Genomic DNA, 13,939 nt, shown 5'->3' with positions numbered 1-13,939 from the left:
TCTCCGCCACGGCGGACATGTCCCAGGCGGCGAGGGCCTCACGCGCGAGACCACGCGCCTTACCGACCGCTTCGGGATCGGCGGGCAGCTCCCAGTACGCCTCCCGCGTGCTGTTGTCGGGCCTTATGGGATGTGGGGGGATCGAGCTAGGGTTCTGCATAGGTCAGGGGACTCCGAGTTCTTGATCTAGTCCTCGGGCCGGTGGTTGCGTCACCACGCCCGAGGACGCCGGGGGTTGTCTTCGCTCGCCATGACCGAAACGAGCGCATTACACCAATTGGTGGGACGGGTCGCGCATTAAGTAGAACCGCGAGTACGTCCAGCCGATGCACGGATATAATTGCGATGAGCCACGCGGGCATCTCTCATGCCATCTCGAACGCAAATCGCCCTCGCTACGCGCGCATTACGAGGTGCATCGCCCGAGCGAGCCACTTCTGCTTTGAGGTCAAGTTACGGTGGTGACCCCGCAGCCGAATTACAGATGTGATGCCACAATCTCGATAAGGAAATTTGGCTACTCATCCTGCAGTTCTCGATACTTTCCGATAACGCCTTTCACTGCGTCCGTCACGGGCGGCTCGTCGGCGAGTGCGCTCCAGATATAGGCGTCATGCTCCTGGAGCTTGACGGGTTCGACATCGGTCACGTCCACGGCGAAATTAAACTGACGGCTCTTCTTGCCGCTGCCGGACGTGTAGTCGAAGCTTCCCAGGTAGTCGCGGATGGCGGCGACGTCGAGGCCGGTTTCCTCCTTGACCTCCCGAATCAGTGCCGAGTCCAGCGCTTCACCCGCCTCGGCCTTGCCACTAGGCAGCTCGAAGATACCGCCCATGAAATCGTCCTCCGGCCGCCGGAGGAGGAGCACCTTGCCGTCGTGTTGCACGACCGCGCCGACGACGAATTGCTGAACGCCGTCACGTTCGGCCTCGGCACTGAGTTCTTCAAGGAGAGCAGACTGATCCATGATTCCTTGTCCTAGAGGAGATCGCGATAACTCTCGGTCACCTTGCGGAACGCCTCGATATAGCTATCGACCAGCGGCATATCCTCCTCCCTGTGCCATACCGGAAGCTTGAGAGTGTTGCGGTGAATCGCCTCGGCATTTGGGAAAGCGCCAGGTGAATAGTTGAGCTTTTCGCTGTACTCGGGAAACAGTGGCCCCGGCTCCTGGAACAATGGCAGGAGGTTGAGCGGACAGGTCGAGCCGGGCCGATCTACCTCGTGGCACCCCTCGGCGTGCAGCGCCTCGTAGAAGCGCTCGATGGGCAAGCCGTCAAGCTCGTCCGTGATATAGCGGAGCGGCAAGCCGTACCAGGAGGCGCGCACGCCGAGCGGCCGTTCCGGCACGATGATGCCCGGCAACTCGGACAGGCGCTCGCACAGATACGCCGCAGTGGTAGCACGTCCTTTCAGGTAGTCGTTCAGATGTCCGAGTTGATCAAGGGCGATGCTGGCTGCCAGCGGGTGGATGCGGGACTTGAGCCCTATGCCGGTGGTGGCGTAGCGGTAGAGCGGGTGGCCGGATGGCAGTTCGCTGCGGCACCGCTTGTTGTACTGGCTGTGCAGCAGCACGCGGTAGTAGACCTCATCATCGTCGGTCAGGACGAAGCCACCTTCCCCGGCTGAGAGCGGCTTGGGTCCGTTCATGCTGAAGGCGGCGGCACGTCCAAAGGTGCCGATCCGCTGGCCATCGACGGTTGCGCCGTGGGCATGCGAACCGTCCTCCAGGAGCATCAGGCCGTGCTCGTCCGTGATGGTTTTGAGCGCCTGCATAGCGGCCGGCTGTCCCCACATATGCGTGACGACCACGGCCTTGGTGCTCGGGGTGATCCGTCGTACGACGTCCTGCGGATCGAGGTTGCCAGATTCATCACAGTCGGCCAGAACGGGGACTGCGCCCAGGTGCAGCAGCGGCGTAACCGTGGCGAAGAACGTGTACGCGGGCACGATCACCTCATCTCCCGGCCCGAGCTCGCAGGCTGCGTACATCGAATGGCGCGCCGCCGTACCCGAACTGGTGAGGATGGCGTGCGCGACACCGTGGTAGTCGCACAGCTCGTTCTCCAGCAGTTCGATGACACCCGAGCGGTTGTAGATCGAGATACCTTGCCCGAGTTGGCTCAGCACAGCCGCCGCGGTGGTTTCACCCGGCGGCCAGGTGAAGTGCGGTCCGGGCTGGGTGACGGTCGGTGCACCACCGAGCAGCGCCAGAGGTGAGTTCACAGCATCTCCTTAGGGTTGATGTAGGCGTGGGTCTTGGCGGACTCGTAGCAAGCAGCGATGAAGCTCATGTGCACCAAGTTCTCTTTCGGGCCGCTGGTGTTCGGCCGCAAGCCCTCGATGACCCTGCAGAAGTAGTCGATCTGGCAGGTAGCCGGCCGACGGCCATGCCTGCTCACGCGACAGTGATTCGATGACGTCGCCGCCATTGGTGAGCCTCTGGATACGGCCGCGCTCCAGGTGCACCATGCCCTTGCTGCCGACCAAGCGGATCCGTTCGGTCTTCGGGCCGATGAAGCGCGACAGCAGCAGTGAGCCGTACAAGCCGCTGTCGTAGCCGAAGTGGATGAGCGCGGTGTCCTCGGCGTCGTATTCACGATCTGGCCGGGCACCCACCGAGACGTCAGCCAGCACACGATCCGGTAGACCGAAGTACCACAGGATCATGTCGATCAGGTGGTAGCCCATGTCGATGATGCAGCCGCCACCGGCCTTGGCGGTCAGGCCGCGCCAGCCCTCGGAGGGGTCGTCAATGAACAGCGTGTACTGCGCGTCCACGACGAATGGCGTGCCGATCTGGTCGGCAAGTTGCGTGAAGCTGGTGTAGATCGGATTGAAGCGGCGTTGCAGCGTGACCATGAGCTGAATGCCGGACTCCTCGCACTGCTTGGCAAGTTCCTGCGCTTCGCTCATGCTGGTGGCAAACGGCTTCTCTTTCAGCACATGAATGCGATGTTCGGCCGCAGTCTCGATAACCGTCCGGCCGATGTGATGCGGCACGGTGACGATCACCATGTCGAGCTGTTCGGTCCTGAACATTTCTCGGAAGTCGGTGTAGCCGTTGACACGAAGCTGATACTGATGCTCGCGGACAATCTCGGGGCTCTCATCGCAGATGGCCACCAGCTCGGCACCATCGGACGAACGAAGGCCCGGAATGTGGTCCTCCAAGGCCTGCTTGCCGAGACCGACCACACCGGCGCGCAGCTTCACCGGCCGCCGACCTTTCGTGAGGTTGCCAAGCTTGGCGAGTGGTATTGCCTTGGGCACGGGTAGCGCCGTCATATCACCGCTAGCCCTTTCGTGATGACGAGGCCAGCCGAGTACGGGTAGCTTCAATGATCGCCGTCATCCCCTCTATGAGTAGTCAACTTTTGTCGATCACAAGAAATCGTCCCGGTTCATGGGCGGTTCACCTGTGACTGTTTACGGCTACCACGCCATGAAATGCCGAAAATGAATCAAAATCGGAAGGCGCGGCTAATCCATTTCTTTTCATAACCGCTTCCCTCCCGGCATCTGCGCACCGTAATCTGAATACAACAGGGAGTAGTGGAGACGTACCAGAGCGGAACCACCGCACCGTTGTCTCAGGATTGCGGCGTTCAGACCTCTGACCAGCGGAAACGCGTCCCGGACTGACGGAAGGGAGCGGAAGACATGGCATCACGGCGACAGCGGTTCGCTCAGCGCCGGAAAACCGTGGGTTTCAGCCAAGAGCGGTTGGCCGAACGGCTCGGCATCGACCGGTCGACGGTGACGCGCTGGGAGTCAGGCGAGACCGAGCCGTTGCCCTGGTTGCGTCCGAAGCTGGCGCGCGCCCTCCAGGTGTCCATCGAGCAGCTTGACGAGTTGCTCGCCGAGGCCGGAGAACCCGAAGCGGTTGCCGATGAGCGACTGGACCACGTCCTCGAACACCCCAGCAGTGTCGATCTGATAGCTGTGGCTCGGCTGCGCGAGCGTGTGCAAGAGCTCGATGTGCGCTACGACAGGGCGCCGTCCACCTCCCTACTGGCTGATGCCGGGCAGTGCTTGGGGCAGGTCAGCTTCCTCAGAGCACACGCCGCCACAGGCCGAGTGCGCCGCGAACTGTTCGCGGTCGAGGCCGAAGCGGCAACGCTCATGGGTCAGCTTGTCTGGGACGCCTCACAGCGCCGCGATCACGCCACGGCTCGCGCCTACCTCGGGCAAGCTGTGGAAGCAGCGCGACAGATTCACGATCCAACGGCCGAAGGGCTGGCCTTGCTTCGGACGAGCTTCATTGCCCTCTATGGCGAGAAAGACCCGCAGGCCGGATTGGCACTCGCCATGCAGACAGCCGAGGCGGTCAAAGGCAACAGCCACGTCCTGACGGGCCTCGCCATCTTGCACGCGGCGGAGGCGCGGGCCATGCTCGGGCAACGGCAGGACTGCGAACAAGCCTTGAGCCTGGCACAGGTGCGTTTCGAACAGATCGGCACCGCGGACGCGGCGGCTGATCTGTTCTCGCCGACCCAGTATGGCCGGTTGGCGGGCTCCTGTTACCTGTTCCTCAACGATGCCGGGCGCGCTGAGCCGTTCCTTGAAGGTACGGCGCAAGCTCTCCGCGATCGATCGAAGTCCCAAGCGATCGTGCTCGGCAATCTGGCCCTCGCCTGTATCCGTCAGAAGAAGCTCGACGGGGCCGCAGCCTGGCTGCACAGCGCCATAGAAGTGGTAGAGATGACCTGGGGTGGCGGTGGGCTCGGCATCGTCTTCGGAGCTGGCCGGGAACTGCGTCCCTGGCGACGGATGCCGGTCGTCCAAGACGTGTACGACCGTCTGTTCACCCTTATGGCAGCGGCGTAGGGAGCGAAGTTGACCAGTTCGGGCACCGACCAGGCCAAACAAGCGATCCGCGAGCGAGTATGGGCGTTGCTGGAGCGCGAGCGGGCCGCGCCGCCCGGTGTCCACGGCCGTATCCCCGCCTTCTTCGGAGCCGAGGCCGCCGCCGACCGCCTGGCCGAGCTGCCCGTGTGGCAGGCCGCCCAGGTCATCAAATCCGTACCGGACAAAGCACAGCTCCCGGTCCGAGTGCGGGCGCTCACTGAGAACCGGTTGGTCTACATGGCCGTGCCCAAGCTGGCGGAGGAACTGCCGTTCTACCTGCTCGATCCGGCGACGCTGACCGTACCCCCGGCCGAGGCCGCGTCGAGCAAGGTGGCCGCGACCGTGGCACACAAGATCGGCGTGGACGACATGCGGCCGGTCGATCTGATCGTGTGCGGCAGCGTCGCGGTCAACCGGCATGGCGTCCGGCTGGGTAAAGGCGCCGGCTACTCCGACATCGAGGTGGCCCTGCTCCAGGAGGCGGGGTTGATCGGGCCGAAGACGACCATCGTGACGACGGTGCACTCTTCGCAGGTGGTTGACGACGAACTACCGGAAACCAAGCATGACTTCAGCGTCGATCTGATCGTGACGCCGGATGAGGTCATCGAGTGCGGACCACAGCGCCGACCACAAGGACTCTATTGGGACAGCTTGAACCAAGAAAAGATTGACGCTATTCCAATTCTGGCGGCGATGAAAAGCTGCCTATAGATCCGCGGTGGACCAAACAGCACTTCCCTTCAGCGAATGCTGATGTACGCATACTGAGCGTGCAGCCGAAGCAGCCTGCCATGAGCTCATTCCAACCTGATAGCGCAGGTCGTGGGCTCATTGCGGACCGCCGGACGTGGTGCCGGAATAGAGAAGCCTCCGGTAGAAGGGTTGTCGACCAAGATCAACCATCACACCAGAGGCTCGTGTGCTGTTCTATCGTGCTGCGCTGCCGTTGTCACCCCGGACTCTGACCTACCTCACCGGCGTGATCCGCCATCACCGAGCCACGATCGGTTCGACCTGGCGCAGACTCACTCCCTGCCGACAAGCCCTTCTTGTACTGGTCTACCTGCGCAAAAGCGAGACGTTCGCCGAGATCACCGCAGGGTTCGGCATCGGCACGGCCACCGCCTGGCGCTACGTCCGCGAGGCCGTCGCCCTGCTCGCCCAACGCTCACCCACCCTCGATCAGGCGCTTCGTACGGCCAAGCGCGCCGGATACGCCTTCGTCGTACTGGACGGCACGCTCATCCCCATCGACCGCGTGGCCGCCGACCGGCCCTACTACTCCGGCAAACACAAGACGCACGGCATGAACATCCAGGTCCTCGCCGCCTCGGACGGCACCCCGCTCTGGACCTCCGGCTCCCTGCCCGGTTCGGTGCGCGACCTCAAAGCGGCCCGGATCTGGGGCCTCATCCGCCGACTGCACGCCTGCGGACTCATCGCCCTGGCCGACAAGGCCTACGTCGGTGCAGGTCCACGCATACTGGTGCCGTACAAGGGCCGAGGCAAGCCCCAGTCACAGAAGACGGCCAATTCCGCCCACGCCCAGCTCCGCGGCCCCGGCGAGCGCGCGAATGCCGTGCTGAAGACCTGGCGCATCCTGCGCAAACTCCGCTGCTGCCCTCTTCGCGCAGGTCAGCTGGTCAAAGCCATCCTCACGCTTCAAATGCGCGAGGCAGGATGAAAAACCCTCAATTTCTCGTTCTGGATGGACATCATCGAGAAGGGTAAAACGGCGCCGACGGGTGGCGCGCCCGGCGTCGTCGTCACCGATCCGCTTCCGGAGGAACTTCCGGAACTCGATCACGGCATCTGTACGATCGACGGAATAGGGGACATCATCGGCCCCATTCCCCCCGCCTGATAGATGACCAGGGTGAGGGCGGATTGTTCACCGCCCTCACCCTGCTGTTTCCTGGAGCCTTCACATGATCGAGATGGAGATCGAGAGCGCCTGCTTCACCTGGATCAGGACCAGCGATCTCGACCAGGCGGTCCGGGCGTTCGGCGGAGACCCCCTCGTGGCGGAACCGGAGACCTTCGACGGCCTGTTCGGCATCGCCCCGGAGGACCTGCCCGACGACGCCACCGGCGTGGCCCTGGTCGCCCGCCACGGGGAGTGGGCCGTGATCGTCGAGCCGTTCGCGTTCCGCGGGCTGAGCGAGACGTTGCTGGGCCAGGTCGCGGCGAAGGGTGAGGCGTTCCGGGTGGCGTGGACCATCAACATGGCAACCTTCGTCAGCTACGTCCGTGACGGCGAGGTCGTCGCGTCGTTTGACGCCCTGGATCTCGACGGCGCTCGTGGCCGGGAGTGGCTCGACGACCTGCCGATGAGTGAGGCCGACTGGCGTGCCGACTGGAAGGCCACCGCGTTCGCCGTGGCGGAGCACCTGTCCGGAGTCGTCATCGACGACGACTGGACGACCCGGTCCCACGCCCTCCACTGGTTACGACCGGTGACCGTCGGCGCGCGCCCGGCCCTCCGAGTCGACGGGCGCATGCGGGCCATCGCGGCCATCGACCCCCGTATCGCCCACATCATCGCCGAACCCGCCCCCGACCGGCTGCCGGAGATCGTCGGCATCGCGGCCGGCCTGGCCGTGGCCACGGCGGGCATCGACGGCCCCCTGGTCGAGGAGGCGCTGGGCCTGATCGCGACCGGCGCGTGCTCCGCCGAGCTGGCCGGGCGGCTGGGCGTCTTCCGAGCGGAGTTCGCACGACGGGCGTCGGAGGCGTTTCAGGCCTCGCCGGGCCATGACACCGACTATGGCCGATGGATGGTGAAGGGAGCCGCCGCCGAGGCGCTGATGACGGCGGTGAACCCGGACATGGATCTGTTCTGGCGGGCCCAGCAGGTCGTCAACCAGTCCGGCGGCACCTACCTCAGCGAGGAGAACAGGGACATCGACCGCCACTACGCGCTCGGAAGGGTCGTCACCTTCCTCGACTCCTGAGTATCAGAGCTCCGCGAGGGCGTCCCGCAGGTAGTCGGTGAAGTCCCATACATCCGGCACCGTCTCCCGGTCCACGACGATGCCCACGTCCAGGTACGGCGTACGAGAAGACCGTGATGTCGATGCCGCCGCTGACGTCGGTGACGACCGACAGCGGATAGTGGGCCCCGATCCGCCAGCCCACGATGTAGAGCGGCAACTGCGAGCCGGGGACGTAACACCATCAGGTTCAAAGGAAGGAAGAGATAACCGTGCGCTCATCGGTCGTACGGCACACATCGAAGAACGCGGACACCTGTCCAAAAATTTAGTACGCCTCTGCTTCTTGTCACCGGCCATATGGCGCGGTTCCATGCGTTTGGGGGACCGGGGTCACGCGGAGGGATCGGCGCATGACGTCATGGTGGGGACGGATCCCCTCGAAGGTTCTGCTGGGCGCGATGGTGGCGGTGACGATCCTGGCGGTGACGGTGGCGGTGGCCGGAGCCCCGCCGGCCGCGCACGCCCTGCCCGGCGAACTGTGCCGGGTCGCCTTCACCATCACCACCGGTGGGGACGGCCTGCGCGACGACTCCTCCGAGTCGATCCGCCTCGGTGACCGGCCCACCGGCCCGTTCTTCCTCTTCGAGGACGCCGACGGCGACGGCACGCCCGACCCCGAGCCGCTGCGCCAGTTCCATTCGGGCGGCACCGGTGACCATGCTCATGCCACCTTCACCTGGAACGCGGTGCTGTCACCGTGCCTGCCGGTGAGCGCCCTGCGCGACGGGTTCGTGTTCGACCATCTCTCGGACGCTCCGGACATCAGCGCCGACAACTGGGACCTGGCCGCCCTGCGCATCGTGGACCGTGACACGGGCACGGTGCTCATCGACCGCGCCGCACCGCCCGGCCAGTTACTGCACCGGTTCCGCAAGAACGCCGACCGGACCTTCAGCACCCTCGACCTGGACGGCGACGGCGACGGCCTCACCGACCGCGTCGAGTTGGAGGGCATCACCCGCCCCGGCGGCACGGTGGACAGCTGGCTGCCGGACCACGACGCCGACCCGTGCCGCGGCACCATCGCGATCGAACTCGACTGGCTCGACGACGGTACGGAGGCCGGCGACGACCGGCCGGACGCCGCGGCGATCCAGGAGGCGGTCGCCATGTTCGACAACGCGCCGCGCCCGGCGCGGCCCACCTGCCCGTACGGCCACACGCCGGAGCCCGGCATCCAGTTGCTCGTGGACGTCGACGACGCGATCCCGGTCACCCCGGAGCAGCGCAGGCGGCCACTCAACATAGAACACAACGGGCAGATTCCCTTCCTGGGCTTCCGGGAGGCCAACTTCACGCCCGGCCGGTCCGACCTGTTCCGCTACAACCTCTGGGGTTTCCAGTACGACGACACCGACAGCAGCGGATGGTGCTGCCACGGGCGGGACTTCCTGGTCACCCTCGGCACCTGGCCGGACGTGCCGGTGCGGGCGCAGAGCGGGACGTTCGCCCATGAACTCGGCCATGCCCTCGGCCTCGGCCACGGCGGCGCGGACGACGTCAACCACAAGCCGAACTACCTGTCGGTGATGAACTACAACTACCAGTTCATCGGACTGCCGGACATCAGCGAGTGGCGCGCGCGGATAGAGGCGATCGGCCCGGCCACCGACTGGGGCACCCGCCTTCGGGTGGCACTCGACGAGGTGAGCACGCTCGACTACTCCCGGGCCGTGCTGCCGCCGCTCGACCGCCGGCGCCTCGACGAGCACACCGGGATCGGCGTCGGCACCGACACCATGGCGGCGTGGTGGGACAACAGCGGCACCCTGCGGGTGGGGGACGGCTCGGCCGGACTGGACTGGGACCTCGACGACACGTTCGACGCCCTCCCGGTCGCGGTCGACATCAACGGTGAGTTCCAGAAGTGCGTCGCGGGCACCGACCCAGACCGCACCCCTCCGAACAACGACGACCTGGAGACCGCGCCCTTCCCCGGCAGCGATGACCTGTCCAGGTACGGGCTGATCTACGCCGGACTCAACGGACGGTGCGAGAGCCCGGCCGTACCGGGCGACACGGCCAAGGCCGCGCACGGTTTCGACTACCCGGTGCAGTACGGCTACGACGACGTCCTGGACGGCGCCGACGACTGGGCGCGCCTCGGGTTCCGCATCGGTGTCTCGCCGGATGCCGGGCTGCCCCTGCCCGCGCCGGTCCCCGAGATGGGCACGGAGGAGATCAAACGCCACCGGGCGCGCGTCGTCGACGCGCTGGTCGCGGCGAGCGGCCCGCCCCCCGGGACGACACCACGCTGGGGGTACGCGTACATGGACCGGGCCACCACCGCCGAGGCGCCGATCGGGGCGGTGACCCCGCTCAACCTGCACTGGCAGTGGAGCACCGGCCGGCTCGACCCCGCCACCGCGGACCGGCGCGCCACCGTCGTGCACACCGGCACCGGCAGCTACGAGGTACGCCTTCCCGGGGTCGCCTCGGCGGCCGGGATCGCACACGTGACCGCGTACCGGACCGCGTACCGGGGCCGCACCTGCGGGGTCGTCGGCCACGTTCCCGACGGCCCGGACGAGCTGATCCGGGTGCGCTGCCTCAACGAGACCGGCGCGCCGGTGGACTGGTGGTTCACCATCTTCTTCGCCGCGCCCGGCGGCGGGACGCGCCCCTACGCCACCGTCCGGTACGACGACGGCGCCGGGGGTACGGCCACGGTGGACCCGGTCCACAACGGTGGCACGGTGAACTCGGGCCACGGCGTCAACCGCGTACTACGCGAGGGCACCGGACGGTACCGGGTGGTCCTGGAGGGTACGGCGTTCGCCACGGGGGCCGGGTACGTTCAGGTGACGCCGTACGGCGCCGGGGCGGCGGTGCGCTGCAACCCGTCGGGCACCACGCCCGGCGCGGGCCGAGTGGAGATCACCGTGGTCTGCTACGCGATCGGCGGCGCGGCCACCGCACAGCCCGCGGACTCGCCGTGGCTGCTGTCCTACGTGGAGGGCGCGGGTCTGCACCGGGACGCGGGTACACCGGCCGCCTACGCCGCCGTCACCGGTGACCCGGCCGACCCGGTCGTGGACGCGGCCCGCTCGTTCAGCGGCAACGGTGAGGTGCCCGCGGTCACCCGGCTCGGCGTCGGCTACTACCGGCTGACCTGGAACACCCTCGGCAAAACCGGCGACAGCGTGCAGGTCACCGCGACCGGAGCGGGCGGCGGCTACTGCCACCTCGGCACCATCGACTCGTACGCCGCACCGCCCCGGTTGTCGATCCATGTCTGGTGTCACACCACCGCGGGGGTCCCCGGCGACAGCACGTTCGGCGTCGCGTACGTTCGCGCGCCCTGACCGGTCCTGTGCACATCCGCGCGGATGTGCACAGGACCGGTGGTCAGTTGCGCCAGACGACGTACGAGATCTCCAGCGGCGCGTCGCCCACCGGCACGGCGCGGATCTGGACCGCGAGGAGATTGTCCTCCGCGGTGCGCGCGCATGCCCAGCCACCGGCCTTCATCTTGCCGACCTCCACCAGGTCGTAGTCGCGGGCCGCCAGCGCGTCCGCGCACGCGGCGCTGTCCGGGCGGCCCTCGATGTCGATGGGGGTGATGGGGAGGGCTCCGCCGCCGGCCGTCCACAGTGAACGGTAGGGGCTGACGTACCAGAGATCGCTGGCACCCGGCTGCACCACGCCGATCCTTCCGGTCTCGGCGTCCAGGTAGTCCTGGTCCTTCAGGGACACCTCGGCCTCGCGCAGAACCTCACCGGCCGTGAGCGAAGATGTGGTGGCCGACGGCGTGGGCCTGGGAGCCGACGCGGTGCCGGCAGGCGTCGGGGTGCCCGACCCCGAAGAGGAGGGGGATGGTGAGGAGGACGCGACGGCGGCCAATGGGACGTCGGCGGGTTCGTTGAGGTACTGCTCGGCCATCGCACCGGTCACTCCCGCGCCGACGCCGACCAGTAACACCATCACCATCGCCCGGAGCCCGACCGGCCGCCCGAGGAGCTGGATCAGTCCGAGCAGGCCGGCCAGGATCGCCAGCAGTCCCGCGACGAACACTCCCTGCCGCGAGCCGCTGGTGATCAGCTGCGCCACGGCTGCGATGTCGGCGACCGAGCCGAGCCCGACAAGGATGTTCGTCCGCCAGACGGCGCCGCGAGCGGCGCCCGAGTCGGCGGTGTCAGTGGAATCGTTCATGCCCAGTCCCACTCGGTAGGCGATCCGTCTCGCTGCGTGCCGGCGTGGCCGTACGCCGAGTATCGCAAGCAACGCCGGCGCCGTCGCCTCTTCCTCCATTTCGTTATCGCTCGGACTGCGACGTGGCACACGTCCGCCGGGTATCTCTGTTGACGATGTCAACGCACCCACTACCTGGAGATTCCTACCACCACGTGTACTGTTTCCCCATGAACGCCGATTCCCGAGCCAGTGCCGATTCCCTGGTCTCGGCTGCGGAGATCGCGAAGCTGGCCGGGGTGACGCGGGCCGCCGTCTCCAACTGGCGTAGGCGGCACGCCGACTTTCCCGCGCCGGTCGGAGGTGGGGCGCACAACGCCCTGTTCGCCCTATCCGAGGTGCACACCTGGCTGGACCGGCACCGCAGGGGCGGCGAGGTCTCCGGCGAGGTGCTCGTCTGGCAGGCCCTGCGCGGGGCGTACGGCGACGACATGACGCGTGGCCTCGCCGACGTCGCCGAGCTGTTCACCACCGGGTCCGCCACCTCGCTGGATACCGGAATCCGGTCGCTGGTGAAGGATCTGGCCGCGCAGAGCTCACCGGCCGAGGTCGTCGCGGGGCTCACCGAACGCCTCATCGACTCGGCGGGTCGGGCGGGCTCGGAGCAGGTGTCGACCTCTCGCCTGACCCGTGCGGTGCGGCATTTCGCGGGCTCGGCGAGCGGCACCGTCTTCGACCCCGCCTGTGGAATCGGATCCCTGCTCCTCACGCTCGGCAACGGCCCCGAGGTCACCCTGGCCGGGCAGGAGGTAGATCCGTCGGCCGCCCGGCTCGCCGGATCGCGTACGAGACTCGCCGGAAAGACGGGCGTGACGGTCAGGGTGGGCGACTCACTGCGTGACGACCACTGGCCGGAGCTTCGGGCGGACCTCGTGGTGTGCGACCCGCCGATGAACGTCTCCGACTGGGGTCGCGAGGACCTGCTGCTCGACGCCCGCTGGGAGTTCGGCGTTCCCACCCGGGCCGAGAGCGAGCTGGCCTGGTTGCAGCACTGCTACGCGCACGTCGCGCCCGGCGGCAAAGCGGTCTTCGTAGCCTCCGCCTCCGCTGCATACCGCAAGGCGGGCCGCCGGATCCGTGCCGAGCTCGTACGGCGCGGCGTCCTCACCCAGCTCATCGCACTACCGGCGGGGATGGTCGCCTCCCACGCCCAGCCCGTGCACCTCTGGCTGCTGGCGCGGCCCTCCTCCCCCGACGGCGCGGCCTCCTTTGTCCGGATGGCGGACCTCACGGCCAACGACCCCGACGGCCCGTTCGACCCCACTCCGGACCAGGTCGTGGACGTAGCGCTGATTGACCTGCTCGACGAGACGGTGGACCTCACCCCCGCACGCCACGTCGCGGCGGCCCGCACCGACCAACTCATGGAGTACACGTCCACCCGCGAGGTCCTGGCGGCCAAGCTCCGGGAGCTACTGGACCTGTTGCCGCCGCTCACCTCCGGACCCGGCTGCCTGGAGGGCGCCACGATCAGGGTGGCCGACCTGGCCCGTGCCAAACTCGTCGAGGTCATCGAAGGGGAGGCCGTCTCCACCAGCGACCAGCTCGACACCGACTACCTGCACGGCTTCCTGCGCAGCACCGCGAACACCCGGCGCTCCACCAGCGCCAGCGGCACCTTCCGCACCGACATCCGCGGCTCGCGCATCCCGCAGATGAGCATCGACGACCAGCGACTGTACGGCACCGCCTTCCGCACCCTCGACGAGTTCGAACGGCGCGTCCGGGAACTCACCGAACTGAGCGACCGCGCCACCTCACTGGCCCGCGACGGCCTCACCGGCGGAGCCCTGCGCCCCCGCACCGACCGGTGACCAGCGCGCCGCCCCTATGGCCCTGGCCGCCATTCACTCCGCCTGGTCCATCACAATCGACCGTCTCACGGATCTGGCGAGCCT

The 13,939-nt window shown here is 67.1% G+C and carries 11 protein-coding genes; 7 read left to right on the top strand and 4 right to left on the bottom strand.

Translation table 11 applies throughout. The annotated features are described in order from the left end of the window. Positions 1-517: 517 nt before the first annotated feature. From ABT130_RS44915 to ABT130_RS44905, 3 genes are read right to left on the bottom strand one after another with little or no spacing between them, the layout of a single operon-like run. Positions 518-967: an NUDIX domain-containing protein gene (locus tag ABT130_RS44915; protein ID WP_350966109.1), complete on the bottom strand. Its 450-nt coding sequence runs from the start codon at positions 965-967 to the stop codon at positions 518-520. An 11-nt stretch (positions 968-978) separates the two neighbouring features. After that, positions 979-2,226 (bottom strand): DegT/DnrJ/EryC1/StrS family aminotransferase, encoded by a 1,248-nt coding sequence (locus ABT130_RS44910; RefSeq protein WP_350966108.1) that lies wholly within the window; start codon positions 2,224-2,226, stop codon positions 979-981. A 9-nt stretch (positions 2,227-2,235) separates the two neighbouring features. Beyond that, positions 2,236-3,216 carry a Gfo/Idh/MocA family protein gene (locus tag ABT130_RS44905; protein ID WP_350966107.1) on the bottom strand — a complete coding sequence of 327 codons (981 nt, stop codon included), beginning with the start codon at positions 3,214-3,216 and terminating at the stop codon, positions 2,236-2,238. A gap of 447 nt (positions 3,217-3,663) precedes the next feature. On the opposite strand from ABT130_RS44905, the gene ABT130_RS44900 reads away from it, so the two are divergent. The 6 genes from ABT130_RS44900 (at position 3,664) to ABT130_RS44875 (ending at position 11,155) form a co-directional block, all read left to right on the top strand. Continuing rightward, entirely contained in the window at positions 3,664-4,830 is a 1,167-nt protein-coding gene (locus tag ABT130_RS44900) for a helix-turn-helix domain-containing protein (RefSeq protein ID WP_350966106.1), read from the top strand. Positions 4,831-4,839: 9 nt separating this feature from the next. Next, positions 4,840-5,565 (top strand): 5-formyltetrahydrofolate cyclo-ligase, encoded by a 726-nt coding sequence (locus ABT130_RS44895; RefSeq protein ID WP_350966105.1) that lies wholly within the window; start codon positions 4,840-4,842, stop codon positions 5,563-5,565. 208 nt (positions 5,566-5,773) lie between these two features. Next, complete coding sequence (locus ABT130_RS44890; RefSeq protein ID WP_350966104.1) at positions 5,774-6,538, top strand: transposase family protein; 765 nt, start codon at positions 5,774-5,776, stop codon at positions 6,536-6,538. A 24-nt stretch (positions 6,539-6,562) separates the two neighbouring features. After that, positions 6,563-6,718: a hypothetical protein gene (locus tag ABT130_RS44885; protein ID WP_350966103.1), complete on the top strand. Its 156-nt coding sequence runs from the start codon at positions 6,563-6,565 to the stop codon at positions 6,716-6,718. 64 nt (positions 6,719-6,782) lie between these two features. Continuing rightward, positions 6,783-7,808 (top strand): DUF6461 domain-containing protein, encoded by a 1,026-nt coding sequence (locus ABT130_RS44880; protein ID WP_350966102.1) that lies wholly within the window; start codon positions 6,783-6,785, stop codon positions 7,806-7,808. A 392-nt stretch (positions 7,809-8,200) separates the two neighbouring features. Then, on the top strand, positions 8,201-11,155 hold the full coding sequence (locus tag ABT130_RS44875; RefSeq protein WP_350966101.1) for a hypothetical protein: 2,955 nt from the start codon (positions 8,201-8,203) through the stop codon (positions 11,153-11,155). Positions 11,156-11,198: 43 nt separating this feature from the next. Here ABT130_RS44875 and ABT130_RS44870 read toward each other — a convergent pair whose 3' ends face one another. Beyond that, entirely contained in the window at positions 11,199-12,002 is an 804-nt protein-coding gene (locus tag ABT130_RS44870; RefSeq protein ID WP_350966100.1) for a hypothetical protein, read from the bottom strand. A gap of 209 nt (positions 12,003-12,211) precedes the next feature. Here ABT130_RS44870 and ABT130_RS44865 point away from each other — a divergent pair, with 209 nt between their 5' ends. After that, positions 12,212-13,855: an N-6 DNA methylase gene (locus tag ABT130_RS44865; protein ID WP_350966099.1), complete on the top strand. Its 1,644-nt coding sequence runs from the start codon at positions 12,212-12,214 to the stop codon at positions 13,853-13,855. Positions 13,856-13,939: the final 84 nt, after the last annotated feature.

The organism is Streptosporangium sp. NPDC001681 (assembly GCF_040298085.1).
Taxonomy (GTDB): domain Bacteria; phylum Actinomycetota; class Actinomycetes; order Streptosporangiales; family Streptosporangiaceae; genus Streptosporangium.
This window is presented reverse-complemented; position numbering and strand designations above follow the sequence as displayed.